Below are 17,577 nucleotides of genomic sequence, written 5' to 3' on the forward strand. Positions count from 1 at the left end.
CTGACCCACCAGTTGTTCCAATTCCCGGATCTTAGCCTTCAAGTCCTGAATTTTACGGGTATCACTCATAAGTTCTACAACTTGTTTTACACCTCTTTTGCGATTACGGGAGTATTTGTCCAGCCATTTATAAACTGCCGTTGTAGACACTTCATACTCTTTGCTAACCTCTGAAACTGTGGTGAGGTTCCTTTCAATTTCCCGAACTTTTTTACGCTTAAAGCTATCACTAAAATAACGATTTACCCGCTGAGAAACTTCTTTAGAAAAATCTTGTGGTTTTGCCATAATACTGAGTTGTTTTAAACTCCGTAAAACGGTCAACCTATTTCAGTACCCGACACCTGGAAATTTCTCGAGATTATGAACCTAACTTCAAAGCATTCCGTCAGTTCGAATGATCTTCAAAACCTGTTCTCGATACTTTTTCTGCCCTGCTTTCGCACTGCAGAAAAAACTCGAACTGACGGTTTTGAAAATCGTATCGAGAACAAGGCGATTGAAGTTCCACCCGGGCGTCCCCCTTTAGGAAGATTTAGGGTGTAATAAAGATGAGATTGCTTCGGTCCTTCAAAAACTCCCTCGCAAAGACGGTTATGAAGATATTTACCCTGTACTCTTCAGGGGGATTTAGGGAGTAGGGGTAAAACAAAAACCTCCGGAAAACATTTTTTCCCGGAGGTTTTTTATCTAAAGCCACCGCAGGTGGCGATCAAATATCTAAAGTCTAGCAGCGCAGCGGTCAACAACTAAAGCGGAGCTTTAGTTGTTAAGCATTACCGGCATTACCAGCATGGTCACCTTTTCTCCTTCGTCGAGTCCGTCAACAGGAGTAAGGATTCCGGCGCGATTTGGCAGGCTCATTTCAAGCTGCACTTCGTTCGCATTCAGGTTGGTCAGCATCTCGGTAAGGAAACGCGAGTTGAACCCTATCTGCATATCGTCTCCCTGGTAAGAACAGGTAAGACGTTCCTCGGCCTTGTTGCTGTAATCCACATCTTCCGCAGAAATGTTCAGTTCTGCCCCGGCGATCTTCAAACGCACCTGATGGGTGGTCTTGTTCGAAAAGATCGATACCCTTTTTACAGAGCTCAGGAATTGTCCGCGATCGATCACCAGCTTGTTTGGATTTTCCTTCGGAATTACCGCCTCGTAGTTCGGGTATTTTCCGTCGATAAGCCTACACACTAAAGTAGTATCTTCAAAAGTGAAGCGGGCATTGGATTCGTTATATTCGATCAACACCTCGCTGTCAGATCCGGATAGGATTCCCTTCAGCAGGTTAAGCGGCTTCTTAGGCATGATGAATTCCGCATTTTCTGAAGCAGAAATGTCATCTCTTGAATATTTTACAAGTTTATGAGCGTCTGTAGCAACGAAGGTTAGGTTCTGTGGTGTGAACTGGAAGAAAACTCCGCTCATCACCGGCCTAAGATCATCGTTACCGGAAGCGAAAATGGTCTTGCTGATCGCGGTAGCCAGTACATCTCCCTGTATCTTCGTGCTGCTTGGCTCCTCCAGGCTCACGGCCTTTGGGAATTCCTCTCCGCCGGCATAGGCCAAAGCGTATTTTCCGTGATTGGAGCTAAGCTCAATGGTGTTATTGTCTTCAACTACAAAGGTCAAAGGCTGCTCCGGAAAGGTCTTCAAAGTGTCCAGCAAAAGCCTTGCAGGAACGGCGATCTTCCCTTCAGAATCTGATTCTACCTGCAGTTTTGCAGACATGGTAGTCTCCAGGTCTGATGCAGAAACCGTCAGTTCATCGTTGTTAAGTTCAAAAAGGAAGTTATCCAGGATGGGAAGGGTGTTGTTGTTGTTGATCACTCCCCCGAGTATTTGTAGCTGTTTCAGCAAATATGTGCTTGATACAATAAATTTCATTGGCTTCGAAATAAGTTAATCTTGATACAAATATATCTTAATCGTGGAACAATAGTAGAATGGGTACGTGTTTTTTATTAACAGGGAAACTGAAGTTTTGTCATTCAATGTACTCAAATACAGTATTTTAGAAATGATATTACAGAATGATTGTTAATAAATGAAGAAAAGCTGCTGAAGATTTAGGATTTGGTGTTCAAAATTCAAGATTCAATATTCTAAGTTTTTAGCCACGGATGCACGGATTTTCTTTTATTTTTCTGCGAAATCTGCGGAATCTGCGGGACATGATTTTCGGATTCAAAATTTAAAATTCAAGAGTTTTTTGCCACGAATTCACTAATATCTTTTTTGTAGGACGAGCTTTCTAAATGTTCCTTCTGCGGTCTCTGCGAAAACTTTGCGCTCTCTGCGTGAAACTTTAAATCCGAATTTAATATTTAAAATTCAAGAATTTCTGCCACGAATACACGAATTATTTTTCTTGTGGGCTATGTCGTTTGATTCCTACCCTTCAAAACATCTTTTTTCTTTGCTCTTTTTTCTCTTTTCTGAAGCGAAATTTCTTCGTGCTCTTCTTTGAAACTATGTACGCTTGTGTGAAACAAATATGTTTGGCCACTGATGCACAGATGTTCTTCTATTTTTCTGCGGGCTCTGCGTAATCTCTGCGGGCTCTGCGTGAAATCCTGAAGTGACGGAGTGATGTTGTAAAGCTGTGATGGAGTTTCTGTTGACAAATAATTAAAAACCTCTTTTCTCTTTGTTCTTTTTTCTCTTTTCTGAAGAAAAATTTCTCTGTGCTCTTTTTTTAGTCTTTGTGGGCTTTGTGTGAAACAAATATTTCGGATTCATTATTCAAGATTCAAAATTTTTGGCCACTGATGCACGGATGATTTTTCTTGTGGGACGGACTTCTAAAAGAGGCTTTTTTGCGGTCTTAGCGTGAAACTTTAATTCCGAATTTAATATTTAAGATCCAAGAATTTCTGCCACGAATACACGAATTATTTTTCTTGTGGGCTATGTCGTTTGATTGTTACCCTTCAAAACATTTTTTTTCTTTGCTCTTTCTTCTCTTTTCTGAAGAAAAATTTCTCTGTGCTCTTTTTTTATTTAACATATTTTCTCCTGCGCCAGAAGATGAAAACCGCTCCGAAGATCCCCAGCAGTGCAAGGGGCAACCCGAGGTTGATCAGCTGCCAGAAGGTTCTTGTTTCTTCCACTTCCCGAAGGTCGAGGAAGGCAATGGAAACCTCTTTGGACCGGATGTTGATGAGTCCGGTGTCGTCAAGCAGGTAATTTACCGAGTTGAGCAGGAATTCCTTGTTGCCGTAAGTGGTGCCGGTGTAGCGGTCAAAGCCGAGCTCCATGGGTTCTCCTCTTTGCAGCTGATTCTTGACCACATCTCCGTCTGAGATCACCAGGAGTTGGGTTAGGTGGCTTTTCTCCAGGGGCTGCGGAAGCTCGAAAGGCTTTATACGGTTTTCGTAAACCGAAGTAAATTCACCCTCCACAAGGACGGCAAGAGGCTGTTCCCCGGCATTGTATTCTGTAGGGTCGGGTCTTTTGTTTATCAGGTCAAGGCTGATCTCCTTTGGCAAGCCCTCCAGTTGCGAATTAGGGGAAGAGGATAAGAGTACCGTCTTGTTCAGTTCGTTGGCTAAAGTGTCGATAGGGCTGGCATATTCAAATTTCACCGCCTCCAGGTTATTGACCACAGGGTGATCAAGGGGAGAGGTGGTAAGCGGGAAATACAGCCAGGGGTAAGGATTGAACTGGGTGTTATTGCCGCTTCCCGAAGCCAGGACTATGGGGGCAGAATAAATGTCCTTCACGAGCAACGGGTTGATCCGCAGTCCGTATTTGAAAAAGTAGTCTCCCAGGTTCAGGTCACGAGGCAGGGCAAAGGCGCTGCCGGTAGAAGAGAAGAGGCTGTCAGTTTCCATGGCTACGTGTTCCACCATCCACAGCTGTTTTCCGCCGCTCATCAGGTACTGGTCCAACACATATTTCTCTTCTTCGGTATATGGCTCGGTAGGCTTGGCTTCGATAACCAGGTCGTATTCCTTAAGCTGTTCCAGAGTCTTTTGTGGTTTGGCAGCCACCGAATCGAGCGTAAAAGGCGCGATAAAATAATATTCCTGTATGCTTTTTACGAAATCGGCAATATAGGGATCGGCCAGTTCACCATTGCCGCGCATCACCGCGATCTTTTTCCTCTTTGGTTCCACCAGCTTGCTCAGGGCATCGGCAAAGGCATATTCCAGTTGCTGCACCGAGCTTTCCACCCGATCTTTGGTAGTGGCTCCCAGCTGGTTCTTTAGAAGCTGGATTTTAACGGTCTTGTTTCCGTAGTTGGCAATGGCCCACGGAAAGATGATGGCTTCACTGCTTCGGCCATTCTCCACCACGTTGATGCGCGCAGGGGTCATCCCCATCTCGTAGAACTGCGTGGCCACCGTGTTGGCATCCGATCCGTCTTCCAGCGGATCTACAAAATTGTATTTGATATTTGCATTTTCCGCAGCGAACTCCTCCAGCAGCTGTCGGGTTTCCTGTTGTAAACGTCGGAATTCCGGAGGGAAATCCCCTTCCAGGAACACATCCACTATTACAGGCTTTTCAGCTTTTTCCGCGATCTCCTTTGCTGCTGAAGAAAGGGTGTAGCGATCATCGGCAGTAAGATCAAAACGCTCATACAGGTAATAGGAGACCACATTGATCGTCACGAGGATAGCGAGCAGAATAATGATATGTGAGCCGGAATTTTTCAAGATCAGTTCGATTTAAGTCTGAAGTTGGTCAGCGCCAGGAAAAAAACGATAAAGCTGAAGAAATACACCAGGTCGCGGGTGTCTATGATCCCCCGACTGATGCTTTTATAATGTTCTTTTAGTCCCAGGTCTTCAATTCCAAAAGCCCCGATGCTAAAGCTGCCCATGTTCGCCAGGGCTTCAAAGGCAAAAAAGAAAAGGAAGCAAAGGAAGACCGCCAGCACGAAAGATACGATCTGGTTTGGCGAAAGTATGGAGGCGAAGACGCCTATGGCAGCATAGCAGCCACCCAGGAACAGCAATCCAAAATACGAACCCAAAATGACTCCCAGGTCCACATTTCCTTCGGGCTTACCCAAAGCATAAATCGTGACCACATATAGCAGGGTAGGCAAGAGTGCCAGAAGGATCAAAACCATGGCGCCAAGATATTTCCCCAGGACCAGGTGGATGGGCTTCAAAGGTTTTGTTAGCAGTAGCTCCAATGTACCCTGACGGATCTCTTCAGAAAAACTCTTCATGGTTATTGCCGGAACAAGCAGCAGGAAGATCCAGGGCGACAGGGTGAAAAATGACTCCAGATTGGCAAAACCGCTGTCCAGGATGTTGTATTCTCCCCTGAACACCCACAGGAACAAACCACTCACTACCAGGAACAAGCCAATGACCAGGTACCCGATGGGGGAGGCAAAAAATGAATTTATTTCTTTCTTTAAAACTGCAAACACCTGTTTAATGTATAATGTCTATTGTATAAGGTATAAATTATAACCTGCAAAGAGATTCCTCGTCACAACTTCATTCTGGCGAATGAAATTGTTCTGTCGGAATGACATGGGCAAATCCCAAAAATCCTAAATTCCAAGCACCAATTAACCAATCCCCAATCACCAATCCAAACTCACAACCCATAACTGAGAACCGACAACTGAGAACTACAAACTATGAACCTTGTCCACACTCCAGGCTTCGGGTTTGCCTGAGAACATCTTTTTGGTGTCGCTCCATACCTCTTTAAAAAGGTCGGAATGCCGGTAATTTTCCAGTGCATCCTCGCTTTCCCAGTAGCTGTAGGTGAAAAAGATATTATCCCTATTCTTATCCCTATAGAGTTCGAGGAAGTTGCATCCTTCAAAACCTCTTATCTTTTCTTTATTTCTTTCAAATAACTCCTGGAACGCTTCAGTTTCCGAAGGTTCAAATGTCATTTTTACTATTCGTACTAACATCTATTTAATTTCCAAATTCCAAATTCTAAATTCCAATAAAAATTTTCGGCTCCCTTTAGGGCAGGGGCAAAACGAAATTTTTTGAACCACAAACCACAAACCCTAAACTACAAACCACAAAACACAAATATCTCACGTCTCCAATCTCACGTCTAAGATCTCAGAACTGTTATTCAAAATTTATCGTCACGGTATCCCGCCATTCCAGTCCGAATAGGGTGGAAGCACTCCCCACCGTGCTGGGGTTGCTTTTGTAAATGGCCAACTCGATATATCCTCCGGAATTAAAAATGGCCAGTTTCTTCCCGTCCTCTCTGTTCAACTGATCGGTATTAAAATTTATTGCATCACTGTAGGTATGGTATATTTCGGTAAAAGTAGCTGTTCTGGCCCGCATCATGAACTTTCGGCCTTTCCCGATCTTGTCGAACAGCTTTTTGGAAATATTGGTCACCACATTTCCGTAGTTGTCAATATACAGCACGTTGCCTTTTATCTGGTTCTGCTCAGAATTAAAATAAGGCTCTACTTCCTTCAGCTGTTTGATCTCCTGGATGGGTTTTCCTATTACTTCTAAAGTTCCTCCCCGCGCCAGGTGTCCGGCTACCTTCACAAATACATCAAGCACCGGAAAATTGCTTTCTACCTTGGCGTGAATATTGATCTCCACGATCTTTTCGGGCACATATTCCGACGCGATAAGAGAAAGGATCCCGTTATTGGCACAGATGAAAAAATGCCCGTCCAACTTCAGGGCTATATGTTTATTTTCGGGCGTAAGTTCAGAATCTACCCCAATAATGTGAATGCTGCCTTCGGGAAAACTTTTGTAGGCATTCTTGATGATGTAGGAAGCTTCTGTAATATGAAAAGGCGCGATGGAGTGAGAGATGTCCACTATTTTGGCCGTTGGTAATTCGGTATAAATAGCTCCTTTAACTGCCCCTGCAAAATGATCTTTTTCCCCAAAATCGGTCGTTAAGGTAATTATAGCCATGGGCAATTCTTAGAATATTTTTTAGTAACTTAAACCTTTAATTTGCTAAGTTTGTACTGCAAATCTAAAGATAATTAAGTCAATTTTTAAATTAAATCACAGCCGCTTTTGAACGAACTCATTATTGAACTTTCAGAGATCAATCCCCGCGATTTTTTTGGTGAACAAAACGCGCACATTGAACTTCTCAAGAAATATTTTCCGAAGCTAAAAATAGTAGCCCGAGGGAATAAATTACGAATATACGGGGATGAAGAGATGCTGGAGGAATTCGATAAACGCTTTAACATGCTTATTGATCACTACGGAAAGTTCAACAAACTGGATGAGAACAGTATGGAGCGGGTGCTTACCAGTGAAAGCCGTGATGACTACGATACCTCAAGTGAAAGCGGAGAGGTGCTGGTACATGGCGTAAGCGGAAGGCTCATCAAGGCCCAGACGGCCAATCAACGCAGACTGGTGGAGCTGATGAAGAAAAATGACATGGTCTTTGCCATAGGCCCTGCAGGTACCGGGAAGACCTACACCGGAGTGGCGCTGGCGGTAAAAGCCCTTAAAGAAAAGCAGGTAAGAAGGATCATTTTGACCAGGCCGGCGGTAGAGGCAGGGGAGAACCTTGGATTTTTACCCGGGGACCTGAAGGAAAAACTCGATCCTTACATGCAGCCCTTGTATGATGCGCTGCGGGATATGATCCCTCATGAAAAACTGGAGAGTTTTATCGAAAAAGGTACTATACAGATCGCGCCTCTTGCTTTTATGAGGGGACGAACGCTGGATAATGCATTTGTGATCCTTGATGAGGCCCAGAACACCACCCACGCCCAGATGAAGATGTTCCTTACCCGTATGGGGAAGAACGCCAAGTTCATGGTGACGGGAGACCCGGGCCAGATCGATCTGCCGCAGCGCATAGTTTCAGGTTTAAAAGAAGCCATCCTGGTGCTTCAGGATGTGCCGGGAGTAGGAATCATTCACCTGGATGACAAGGATGTGATTCGCCACAAGCTGGTGAAACAGATCATCGCCGCCTATAAGCGAATAGAGACTCCCGACTAATCATATGATCCCACCCCAGGAATGCGGTGGGTTTTTTAATTGCTAAAAAAGACATTTCAGAAGATGAACACTATAACGACAACAAATTTCAATTTTCCGGGACAGAAGTCAGTTTACAAAGGCAAGGTCCGCGAGGTATATACTCTTGAAAATGACAAGCTGGTCATGATCGTGACCGACAGGCTTTCGGCCTTTGACGTGGTGATGCCCAAAGGGATCCCTTATAAAGGGCAGATCCTGAATCAGCTGGCCACGAAAATGATGAAAGCTACGGAAGATATAGTCCCCAACTGGCTGGAGGCTACTCCAGATCCTAACGTGGCAGTAGGAGAAAAGTGTGAGCCTTTTAAGGTGGAAATGGTGATCCGCGGATACCTGGTAGGACATGCGGCCCGTGAATATGCCAACGGAAAAAGGGAATTGTGCGGAGTGAAATTACCTGAAGGGATGAAGGAAAACGAGGCTTTCAAAGTTCCTATCATCACGCCTACCACTAAGGCAGAATCGGGAGAGCACGATATGGATATCTCCAGGGAAGAGATCCTTCAAAAAGGCATTGTTTCCGAAGAAGATTACAATACCCTGGAATCTTATACCCGGCAGCTTTTTCTTCGCGGAAGTGAAATGGCAAAAAATAACGGACTTATCCTTGTGGATACCAAATATGAGTTCGGAAAGACCAAAGACGGTGAGATCGTTTTGATCGACGAGATCCATACGCCCGATTCTTCGCGCTACTTTTACGCGGAAGGATACCTGGAAAGGCTGGCAAACGGAGAGCCCCAGAAGCAGTTAAGCAAGGAATTTGTAAGACAGTGGCTGATAGAAAATGGCTTCCAGGGCAAGGAAGGACAGCAAATTCCTGAAATGAGCGATGAATACATCAATTCCGTTTCAGAGAGATATATTGAGCTTTACGAGCAGATAACTGGTGAAACATTTATAAAGGCAAATGTTTCTAATATTGAGAAGAGAATCGAGGAGAATGTGACTCAGTATCTGGATAGTCTTTAGATACTATACGTTAGATACCAGACGTTAGATATTAGAGGAATTGTCATCTCGACAGACCTGCTGGACCAATAGGGAAGGCAGCGACGAGAGATCTTGGTTGAAGTGACGAAGTGATGAAGTGACGAAGTGATGCTGTGAGGATGGTGAAGTCAAAATTCCAATTTCCAACCTCCAGCTTCCAGTTTCTGCATTATCTGACAAAATAACGTTGTTACGCGTTGCAGGTTGCCTTTTACAGGATTTTTAGAGAATCTCAGAACTATAAACCATAAACAACAAACTACCGCTTTGTCATCTCGACAGAGCTGCGTGTCCCATAGGGAAAATAGTGACGAGAGATGTGACGTTGTGATGAAGTGAAGCTGTGATCCTGTGACGCTGTGATGCTGCGTGGAATTTAATTTTAATTTCCAACTTCCAACTTCCAACTTCAACGGAATAGAGTCTATATTCTCTACTCTTTTTTCTCTTTTCTACTTACTCCGTTCTCCAATCCCCATTCCCAAATCACTGATTCACCACCTCCAAAACCAACAAATACTCCGGCCCGCCTTCTAAAGGATATCCCTCGATCTTTTTGGCAATGATAGTGACTTCCTGGTCTAAAAAATTATCCAGGTTCACTGCTTCGCTTCTAAGGGCGTAGAAAGTTTCGTCATTTGTAAGGGTGTGGGTGCCATATTGATAAGAAGTGATCCCTTGTTGCTGAATGGTACCGGTGACCTCCATATTTTCGATATTAGTTTGGGTATTTTCTGTTGCATTATTGCAGGTTGCCGTAAAGATGATAAGGGCTAGCGTAGCAAACAGGTTAAGTACAAGTTTCATAAAGGTATTGGTTTTATTGCTTATTCATAACGTTCAAGGCGGTTGCGAAGATATCTAATTTCCTCCTGCAGGTCCTTCACTTTTTTGAGCAGGTGCGTAATGGCATCTATTCCCTGCATGTTGATCTCCAGGTCGTAATGCAGTCTCATGATCTTTTCCAGTTCACGAACCTGCTCGGGGTGAATGAACTCGTCTTCTTCGATCACGGTCAATTCCAGCAGGCCGTATTCGTTCAATGAATTGATGAAGGAATACTGAATGTGGTGACTGCTGCAAAATTCGGTTACCGATATATATTCTTTAGGCTCCATGTTTTCTCAATTTTTGAAGTTCCTGAAGCAGTTCCTTTTCCCGGGTGCTAAGATTTGTGGGGATCTTGATCTTATAGGTAATGTAAAGATCTCCGAACTGTCCTTCTTTCTTATACACAGGAAATCCTTTTCCCTTTAACTTCACTGTAGTGTCATTTTGTGTCTCGGGCTTGACCTTAAGTTTCACCTTCGAATCAAAGGTGCTAACAGTGATCTCACCGCCCAGGGCTGCCGTAAACATATCCAGTTCCACTTCTTTGTAGAGATTGCTGCCTTCCCGTTTGAAGTCGGTATTGTTGGCAATGGCAAAGGTGATGAAAAGATCCCCTTTAGGACCGTTGTTCACGCCCTCGCCGCCATAGCCTTTGATCTTGATGGTTTGCCCGTTCTCGACTCCCGCCGGTATGGTCAATCTTATGTTCTTCCCGTTTATGGTCAGGGTTTGTTTCTGGGTTTTATAGACATCGGTCAGGTTCAAATGCAGTTCAGCGTTGTAATCCTGTCCGCGGAAACGGGTGGTTCTGCGTCCGCCTCTTGTAGCGCCGCCGAACATGGATTCAAAAAAGTCTGAAAAATCTCCCTGCCCAAAACCTTCGGCGCCTTCAAACCCGCCGGAGAATCCACCGGCCGATCTGCCGCCAAAGCCTCCTGAATACTGCCGCTGGTACTGTTCCTGCTGCGCCCGGGCCTTTTCAAATTCTTCGGCATGTTGCCAGTCCTTGCCGTACTGGTCGTATTTCTTTTTCTTTTCGGGATCTATCAGCACCTCGTGCGCCTCGTTGATCTGCTGGAACTTCTTTTGTGCCGCCGTGTCGTTAGGATTAAGATCTGGGTGATACTTTCGGGCCAGTTTTCTATAAGCCTTTTTAATGTCACTCTTTGTGGCACTTTTATCTAATCCTAAAACCTTGTAATAGTCTATGAATTCCATAAAAAGCTTTGATATTTACCTTTCAGCTTACCTCTTAAATATACATAATTCAGCAGTGATTGAAGAAAATTCCGCAGGATTTAATCTTAAAATTCAGCAAAAGCCGCAGTCGGTTATAATATTTAGAATTTCTTAAAAATTGCTAATCATCTGATAATCAGGATAATCTCTGAATTTGATTTTGAAGCTGGTTTTTCTAAATTTAGAAGATGGAAAACTTACAGATCAAAACCTTCGCGCAGTACAAGAAAGCCTACAAGAAGAGCGTCAAAGATCCTGAAACTTTTTGGGAAGAAATAGCCAATACCTTTACCTGGCATAAGAAATGGGATAGGACCCTGGAATGGGATTTCAGGAAACCTGAAGTAAAATGGTTCGAGGGAGGAAAGCTCAACATTACCGAAAACTGCCTGGACAGGCACCTGGAAAAATTGGGAAATAAGACCGCTATTATTTGGGAACCCAATGATCCTGATGAAGAATCAAGGTATATCTCTTACCGGCAGTTATTCGTAAAGGTCTCTCACTTTGCCAATGTGTTGAAGAACAATGGTATCAAAAAAGGAGATAAAGTATGCATCTATATGCCCATGATCCCTGAACTGGCCATTGCCATGCTGGCCTGTGCCCGCATTGGTGCCGTACATTCCATTGTTTTTGCAGGTTTCTCAAGCGCGGCCATTGCCCGTAGGATCAATGATTCTGAATGTAAAATGCTCATCACGGCCAACGAGGTGTACCGCGGATCCAAAAAAGTGAATTTAAAGGAGATCTGTGACAAAGCCCTGGAAGATACACCTTCGGTTGAAAGCGTGATCGTGTATCGCAGAACGGTTGAACCAACCCCGATGAAAGAAGGCAGGGACAGGTTCTGGTTTGACGAGCTTCAGAAGGTAGACAAAGACTGTCCCGCAGAAGTGATGGATGCAGAAGATATGCTGTTCATCCTGTATACCTCAGGTTCTACGGGGAAACCCAAAGGCATGGTTCATACCACCGGCGGATATATGGTGGGTACAACTTATACTTTTCAGAACGTTTTTCAACTTGAAAAGAACGATGTCTACTGGTGTACGGCCGATATTGGCTGGATCACCGGCCACTCCTATATAATATACGGCCCGTTAGCTGCCGGTGCCACAACGGTAATGTTCGAAGGTATTCCCAGCTATCCCGACTACGGAAGGTTCTGGGAGATCTGTGAAAAACTCAAGGTCACCCACTTTTATACTGCGCCTACAGCGATCCGGTCTTTGGCCAAACAACCCCTGAAGTTCGTCGAAAAACACGACCTATCTTCGCTGAAGGTACTTGGCAGTGTAGGGGAGCCAATTAATGAGGAAGCCTGGCACTGGTATAATGATAATATTGGAAAAGGAAATTGTCCCGTGGTGGATACCTGGTGGCAGACAGAGACCGGGGCGATCATGATCTCGCCTCTTGCCGGGATCACCCCGACCCGTCCCACTTTTGCAACCCTTCCTTTACCCGGAGTGCAGCCTGCGCTGATGGATGATAACGGGGAGGAGATCACCAATCTCAATGAAAAGGCCGAAGGTCGCCTGGCCATCAAATTTCCCTGGCCGTCTATCGCAAGGACCATCTATGGAGACCATCAGCGGTACAAAGAAGTCTATTTTTCAACTTACGAGAATAAGTATTTCACGGGAGACGGTTCTTACCGCGATGCTACCGGCAACTACAGGATCACCGGGAGGGTAGATGACATCGTGATCGTTTCGGGGCATAACCTGGGTACCGCCACAATTGAGAACGCTATTGACGAGCATGAAGGAGTAGTGGAGAGCGCTGTGGTCGGTTATCCGCATGATGTGAAGGGGAATGCCTTGTACGCTTTCGTTATTCTCTATGACCAAACCGAACCTTCAGACCAGCTGCGGAAGGAGATACGTGACCTGGTTTCCTCCACGGTAGGCCCTATTGCAAAACCTGAAAAAATTCAGTTCGTAAAAAGCCTTCCGAAGACCAGGAGCGGTAAGATCATGAGAAGGATCCTGAGAAAGATCGCTTCCAACGACACTTCTAACCTGGGAGATACTTCAACATTGCTGAACCCTGAAGTGGTAGACGATATAATAGGAGGGGCAGTAATAACAAAATAAGTATAACGGAATGAAAAAAATACTTTTTTTAACGGCACTAATATTTTCCTTGACAAGGACCAGTGCACAGCTAATAATTGAAGAAGGTCTCAATGGGGTTCTTGTTGAAACAAAATCAAATCCTGTACTCAACGAAATAGAAGGCTCTCCCTATTTGGAAAAAGATTTTCAACCCGGAGAATTAGTAATAGAAGGAAAAAAAGCTTTACCGGTCTTTTTGAGATATGATGTGAGCAGTGAACTAATGGAGATCAAAACAAGCCATGATGACAGTCATGTCTATAAACTATCTCCAACCCTTAAAGGATATTATATAATAAACGGAGCTCACTTTATTTTTGATCAGATCTCTCATGCTGGCAAACGATATTCAGGATATTTTATACTTCATCACCAGAGTAAGAACTATTCCCTGCTCGAGAAGCCAATCATAGATATTAAAGAGGCACAAAAAGCCAAATCGGGATATGAAGAAGATAAACCCGCTCAACTCTCTATAGATTCAGAGTTCTTTGTTTTAAAAGATGGTGACGTGCATGATTTGAAGATAAAGCACAGAGATGTAAAAAAACTTTTTGGATCAGATAAAGCAAAAGCTTATTTGGATGAAAACAAGATCAGATCCCTGGATGATCTTATAAAGTTTTTGAGATACCTCGATCAATGATCTTTAGGATCACTTGGATGTAAATCAAGATCAAAATCTTTCAGAAGTTCCAGCAACACTTCTTCGGTCTGCGAAAATTGGGGTTTGGAAGTTCTTTTTCGCTCCACCTTTTTGAAATACGGTACAATCCTGCCACTTTCATACAGGCGTACTACATGAGGGTGAACATAGTAGCTCCTGCAAACGCTTCGGGTGTTGCCCAAAGCTTCGGCAGTGACATCATATGCCTGCAGAATGATTTTTTTATTCTCCTTTTCTTCCTCTACATAACCGGTTTCCCGCAGGTGTTCAAAAAAGATCTTGGTGGCGCTCCAGGTCCTGAAATCTTTTGCAGAGAACAATTCCCCGCTTATCTCCTGAATGTATTCGTTGACCATGCCGCTGTCGATGCGCTGCTTTTTCCCTGATTCATTGTAATATTTAAAGACTTCCCATCCCGGGATCTCCTCGCACTGATTGACCAGCTTCACCAGTTTTTTATCCTCAATAGAAACCGAATGCTCAATTCCCCTTTTTCCCAGGAAGTTGAATTTCATCTTTCCGCTCGAAATGTCAACGTGCCTGCTTCTCAGGGTTGAGAGCCCGTAGGACTTGTTTTCCCGGGCATAGGCTTCATTCCCGATCCTAATGTGTGTTTCCTCCATTAGCCTTATCACCAGGGCGAGCACCTTTTGCCGTGGCATGCCTTTTAGCTTCAGGTCTTTTTCCACCTGTGCCCGTACTTTGGGCAGCACTTTTCCAAAGGCTGCCATTTTATAGAATTTCGTTTGATTCCGTATCCGCGTCCAGTCTGGATGATACATATATTGTTTCCTGCCCTTGGTGTCCAGGCCCACCACCTGCAAGTGGCCGGTGTTATGGGGACAGATCTTCACCTTTTCCCAGGCCGGCGGAATGACCAGGGACTTGATCCTTTTGATGTCTTCTTCAGAATCCAGAGGCTCCCCTTCCTTTAAATACTGAAATCCTCTTCCTCTTTTTTTGCGCTCTATACATAGATCCTCTTCAGAAATGTATACCAGGTTGGCTTTTTCTGCGGCCAGGTCTGGGTTGGATATGAGTTTTACAATTTCTTCAGAAGAAAGGGTCATAGCTTCTTTTTTCTAAAGATAACTTCCGCAGCGCTCTTTGGTTTTAAAAATTTGTGAAAGTTAGGACATAAAAAAACCTCCTTATAAAAAGGAGGTTCAGAAAAAGTGTTTCCTGCATACTATTTTTCGAAGTAGCTGAAGGTTTCCCCTTCTTTAAGCTGCAGCAGACTTTCGTAAATAAGTCTTATCACATTTTCAACATCTTCGCGGTGCACCATTTCTACCGTGGTATGCATATAACGAAGAGGCAGAGAGATAAGGGCAGAAGCCACCCCACCGTTGCTATAGGCAAAGGCATCGGTATCTGTACCGGTCATCCTGGAAGAAGCCATACGTTGGAATGGGATCTTTTTATCTTCGGCAGTTTCAATAAGCAGGTTACGCAGCCTGTTTTGAACAGCCGGCGCATAAGAGATCACTGGTCCGTCACCTATCTTTGTAAGTCCGTTGGTCTTCTTTTCGATCATTGGAGTAGTGGTGTCATGGGTAACGTCGGTCACAATGGCCACGTTCGGCTTGATGCGCTGAGTGATCATTTCGGCACCACGCAGACCAATTTCTTCCTGCACCGAATTGGTAACGTAAAGTCCGAAAGGCAATTTCTTTTTATTCTCTTTTAATAGCCTCGCTACTTCAGCGATCATAAATCCGCCGATCCTGTTGTCCAGGGCGCGGCAAACGAATTTGTCTTTGTTCAGAATAAAGAACTCATCAGGATAAGTGATCACACACCCCACATGCACGCCAAGCGCTTCCACCTCTTCTTTGCTGGAGCAGCCTACATCAATAGAGATATTGTCCAGTTTTGGAGCCTGTTCCTTTTCCTTGTCGCGGGTGTGAATGGCAGGCCATCCAAAAACCCCTTTTACAATGCCGTTTTTGGTGTGGATGTTTACCCTTTTGGATGCGGCGATCTGGTGGTCGCTGCCCCCGTTTCTGATCACGTAGATAAGTCCGTCGTCGGTGATGTAGTTAACATACCAGGAGATCTCATCTGCATGTCCTTCGATAACGACTTTATATTTTGCTTTTGGATTGATCACTCCCACCGCGGTACCATAAGTGTCGGTGATGAATTCATCCACATAGGGTTTCATATAATCCATCCACAGCTTTTGTCCTTCCCATTCATATCCGGTTGGGGCTGCGTTGTTCAGGTATTTTTCCAGAAATTCTATCGACTTCTCGTTCAGTAAACTGTCTTTTCCCATTTAATAAAGATTTTGCACGAATTTAATAAGAATAATACAGCTGACAATCTATAGATAATGTAATTTTGGAATGGTTTTAGCGACATCAACCCAAACGAAAATGTCAGTTTTGAAAAAGTTTTATACGCTTCTTACTCTCTTGTTTTCGGCGGCTGCGCTTGCGCAAACCAGCGCGCCTGTAGAGGATACGCTTCAAAAGGAGTATATGTACATTGAGGGCGATTCCATTGCTCGCGAGCATATCGACCTTGATGAAGTACTGATCCTGGGAAGGTTGTCCTTTGATTCAGATCTCGAACGCAGAAAATACCTTATTCTTCGCCGCAAGACCATTAAGGTGTATCCTTATGCCAAGCTGGCTTCCGAGAGGCTGGTGGAGCTCAACAGCAGGCTTGACCATATAAAGAGCAGGAGGGACAGGAAACGTTATACGAAGATCGTTCAGAATTATATAGAAGAACAGTTTTCTGCAGAACTTAAAAAACTTACCCGTACTGAGGGGCAGATCCTGGTGAAGCTCATTCACCGGCAAACCGGTACCACGGCCTTTGATCTTGTCAAAGATCTTAAAAGCGGATGGCGTGCCTTTTGGTACAATACCACGGCCAGCTTTTTTGACATTTCTCTCAAGGAGGAGTTCCAGCCAGAGAGTAATCAGGAAGACTATTTAATAGAAGACATTCTTCAAAGAGCTTTCCAGGACAAGAAGCTGCAGAAACAACCCTCTGCGCTCGACTTCAATTTTTTGGAGCTTACCAATAAGTGGTCCTCATCTTCAAAAGACCGTAAACCCGGTAAGGCTATTTAGGGCGTTCCCCACCTTCGCAAAGGCTTCGGTGGGGTCGCGTGTTCCGCTGTAGCCCTGCCCACTGTAATATCGGGCTTGCCTGCCGAAGCTTTTGCGCAGGCAGGGGCTGTCGCTTCACCCGCTAACGCAAAATGATTTCGGATTTAAAATTTAAAATTCAAAATTGATGCTGATATTCGATCCTGTCAGCGGTTTCAAACCCCTGTCAGGGTTAAAGTGATAGCAAGAGAAAAATATTTTATTTTGAAAATGCCACATTTTCAAGCTCTTATTTCTGAAGCTTAAAAAAACCTTAAAAAAGTTGCGTTTGGAACTTGCGGGATTGAAAAGAGGGCGTATATTTGCACCCGCTTTGAGAAACAACAAAAGCTCTTGTAGCAACGTTGTGAGGCCAGTAATAACGGGCGATCGAAGCGAAACGTTCTCTGAAAAATTTTTGAATTTTATTTTGGAAGCTAAATAAAAAAGGTTGTAGGTTTGCAGCCGCTTTGAGAAACAACAAAAATATCTTTAGATCTTGAGTTGCGAGCCCAGTAGGGCAGGAGTCTTAAAGCAAAAAAGTTCTCTGAAAAAAGTTTGAAATTTTGTTTGTTTTGAATGGGGAAAAGGTTGTAAGTTTGCATCCCATTTCACGACGGAATAAGATG

The 17,577-nt window shown here is 44.2% G+C and carries 16 protein-coding genes; 5 read left to right on the forward strand and 11 right to left on the reverse strand.

Annotated features, from left to right (window positions below; genetic code table 11):
• The 6 genes from BLS64_RS14365 to BLS64_RS14390 form a co-directional block, all read right to left on the reverse strand.
• The coding region (locus BLS64_RS14365; RefSeq protein WP_143019341.1) for a transposase at positions 1 to 288 on the reverse strand (288 nt) is incomplete at its 3' end.
• A gap of 474 nt (positions 289 to 762) precedes the next feature.
• Positions 763 to 1,881 (reverse strand): DNA polymerase III subunit beta, encoded by a 1,119-nt coding sequence (dnaN, locus tag BLS64_RS14370; RefSeq protein ID WP_093114434.1) that lies wholly within the window; start codon positions 1,879 to 1,881, stop codon positions 763 to 765.
• Between the two features lie 1,112 nt (positions 1,882 to 2,993).
• Positions 2,994 to 4,658, reverse strand: a complete 1,665-nt coding sequence (gldG, locus tag BLS64_RS14375) for a gliding motility-associated ABC transporter substrate-binding protein GldG (RefSeq protein ID WP_093114435.1) — start codon at positions 4,656 to 4,658, stop codon at positions 2,994 to 2,996.
• A gap of 2 nt (positions 4,659 to 4,660) precedes the next feature.
• Positions 4,661 to 5,386, reverse strand: coding sequence for a gliding motility-associated ABC transporter permease subunit GldF (gene gldF / locus BLS64_RS14380; RefSeq protein ID WP_093114436.1), 726 nt, complete (start codon positions 5,384 to 5,386; stop codon positions 4,661 to 4,663).
• Positions 5,387 to 5,593: 207 nt separating this feature from the next.
• Positions 5,594 to 5,887: a putative quinol monooxygenase gene (locus BLS64_RS14385; protein WP_093114437.1), complete on the reverse strand. Its 294-nt coding sequence runs from the start codon at positions 5,885 to 5,887 to the stop codon at positions 5,594 to 5,596.
• A gap of 169 nt (positions 5,888 to 6,056) precedes the next feature.
• The gene (locus BLS64_RS14390; protein ID WP_093114438.1) at positions 6,057 to 6,884 is read right to left on the reverse strand and encodes an SAM hydrolase/SAM-dependent halogenase family protein; all 828 of its coding nucleotides are present in this window, start codon (positions 6,882 to 6,884) and stop codon (positions 6,057 to 6,059) included.
• A gap of 108 nt (positions 6,885 to 6,992) precedes the next feature.
• Here BLS64_RS14390 and BLS64_RS14395 point away from each other — a divergent pair, with 108 nt between their 5' ends.
• Together BLS64_RS14395 and BLS64_RS14400 are read left to right on the forward strand one after the other, a co-directional pair.
• Complete coding sequence (locus tag BLS64_RS14395) at positions 6,993 to 7,946, forward strand: PhoH family protein (RefSeq protein WP_093114439.1); 954 nt, start codon at positions 6,993 to 6,995, stop codon at positions 7,944 to 7,946.
• A 63-nt stretch (positions 7,947 to 8,009) separates the two neighbouring features.
• Positions 8,010 to 8,960 carry a phosphoribosylaminoimidazolesuccinocarboxamide synthase gene (locus tag BLS64_RS14400; protein WP_093114440.1) on the forward strand — a complete coding sequence of 317 codons (951 nt, stop codon included), beginning with the start codon at positions 8,010 to 8,012 and terminating at the stop codon, positions 8,958 to 8,960.
• Between the two features lie 507 nt (positions 8,961 to 9,467).
• Here BLS64_RS14400 and BLS64_RS14405 read toward each other — a convergent pair.
• Genes BLS64_RS14405 through BLS64_RS14415 form a run of 3 tightly spaced genes read right to left on the reverse strand, consistent with a single transcriptional unit; the run spans position 9,468 to position 11,030 of the window.
• Positions 9,468 to 9,788, reverse strand: coding sequence for a hypothetical protein (locus tag BLS64_RS14405; RefSeq protein WP_093114441.1), 321 nt, complete (start codon positions 9,786 to 9,788; stop codon positions 9,468 to 9,470).
• Between the two features lie 20 nt (positions 9,789 to 9,808).
• On the reverse strand, positions 9,809 to 10,099 hold the full coding sequence (locus tag BLS64_RS14410; protein ID WP_093114442.1) for a chaperone modulator CbpM: 291 nt from the start codon (positions 10,097 to 10,099) through the stop codon (positions 9,809 to 9,811).
• Positions 10,089 to 11,030 (reverse strand): DnaJ C-terminal domain-containing protein, encoded by a 942-nt coding sequence (locus BLS64_RS14415; protein WP_093114443.1) that lies wholly within the window; start codon positions 11,028 to 11,030, stop codon positions 10,089 to 10,091. The genes BLS64_RS14410 and BLS64_RS14415 overlap by 11 nt, the downstream gene beginning before the upstream one ends.
• 209 nt (positions 11,031 to 11,239) lie before the next feature.
• On the opposite strand from BLS64_RS14415, the gene acs reads away from it, so the two are divergent.
• The gene (gene acs, locus BLS64_RS14420; RefSeq protein ID WP_093114444.1) at positions 11,240 to 13,153 is read left to right on the forward strand and encodes an acetate--CoA ligase; all 1,914 of its coding nucleotides are present in this window, start codon (positions 11,240 to 11,242) and stop codon (positions 13,151 to 13,153) included.
• Between the two features lie 10 nt (positions 13,154 to 13,163).
• On the forward strand, positions 13,164 to 13,820 hold the full coding sequence (locus BLS64_RS14425) for a hypothetical protein (RefSeq protein ID WP_143019342.1): 657 nt from the start codon (positions 13,164 to 13,166) through the stop codon (positions 13,818 to 13,820).
• Here the strand turns inward: BLS64_RS14425 and BLS64_RS14430 are convergent.
• Entirely contained in the window at positions 13,814 to 14,911 is a 1,098-nt protein-coding gene (locus tag BLS64_RS14430; RefSeq protein ID WP_093114446.1) for a DNA topoisomerase IB, read from the reverse strand. The genes BLS64_RS14425 and BLS64_RS14430 overlap by 7 nt on opposite strands.
• 119 nt (positions 14,912 to 15,030) lie before the next feature.
• Entirely contained in the window at positions 15,031 to 16,122 is a 1,092-nt protein-coding gene (locus tag BLS64_RS14435; RefSeq protein WP_093114447.1) for a M42 family metallopeptidase, read from the reverse strand.
• Positions 16,123 to 16,222: 100 nt separating this feature from the next.
• On the opposite strand from BLS64_RS14435, the gene BLS64_RS14440 reads away from it, so the two are divergent.
• A complete protein-coding gene (locus BLS64_RS14440; protein ID WP_093114448.1) occupies positions 16,223 to 16,930 on the forward strand; it encodes a DUF4294 domain-containing protein in 708 nt (235 codons plus the stop codon).
• Positions 16,931 to 17,577 lie beyond the last annotated feature (647 nt).

The organism is Salinimicrobium catena, assembly GCF_900102915.1.
In the GTDB taxonomy this organism is placed as follows: domain Bacteria; phylum Bacteroidota; class Bacteroidia; order Flavobacteriales; family Flavobacteriaceae; genus Salinimicrobium; species Salinimicrobium catena.

Coding starts and splice junctions, on each gene's coding strand:
- BLS64_RS14435 (WP_093114447.1), bottom strand. CDS start 16,122: ATGGGAAAAGACAGTTTACTGAACGAGAAGTCGATAGAATTTCTGGAA.
- BLS64_RS14385 (WP_093114437.1), bottom strand. CDS start 5,887: ATGTTAGTACGAATAGTAAAAATGACATTTGAACCTTCGGAAACTGAA.
- dnaN (WP_093114434.1), bottom strand. CDS start 1,881: ATGAAATTTATTGTATCAAGCACATATTTGCTGAAACAGCTACAAATA.
- BLS64_RS14400 (WP_093114440.1), top strand. CDS start 8,010: ATGAACACTATAACGACAACAAATTTCAATTTTCCGGGACAGAAGTCA.
- BLS64_RS14430 (WP_093114446.1), bottom strand. CDS start 14,911: ATGACCCTTTCTTCTGAAGAAATTGTAAAACTCATATCCAACCCAGAC.
- BLS64_RS14440 (WP_093114448.1), top strand. CDS start 16,223: ATGTCAGTTTTGAAAAAGTTTTATACGCTTCTTACTCTCTTGTTTTCG.
- BLS64_RS14425 (WP_143019342.1), top strand. CDS start 13,164: ATGAAAAAAATACTTTTTTTAACGGCACTAATATTTTCCTTGACAAGG.
- acs (WP_093114444.1), top strand. CDS start 11,240: ATGGAAAACTTACAGATCAAAACCTTCGCGCAGTACAAGAAAGCCTAC.
- BLS64_RS14405 (WP_093114441.1), bottom strand. CDS start 9,788: ATGAAACTTGTACTTAACCTGTTTGCTACGCTAGCCCTTATCATCTTT.
- BLS64_RS14410 (WP_093114442.1), bottom strand. CDS start 10,099: ATGGAGCCTAAAGAATATATATCGGTAACCGAATTTTGCAGCAGTCAC.
- BLS64_RS14415 (WP_093114443.1), bottom strand. CDS start 11,030: ATGGAATTCATAGACTATTACAAGGTTTTAGGATTAGATAAAAGTGCC.
- BLS64_RS14390 (WP_093114438.1), bottom strand. CDS start 6,884: ATGGCTATAATTACCTTAACGACCGATTTTGGGGAAAAAGATCATTTT.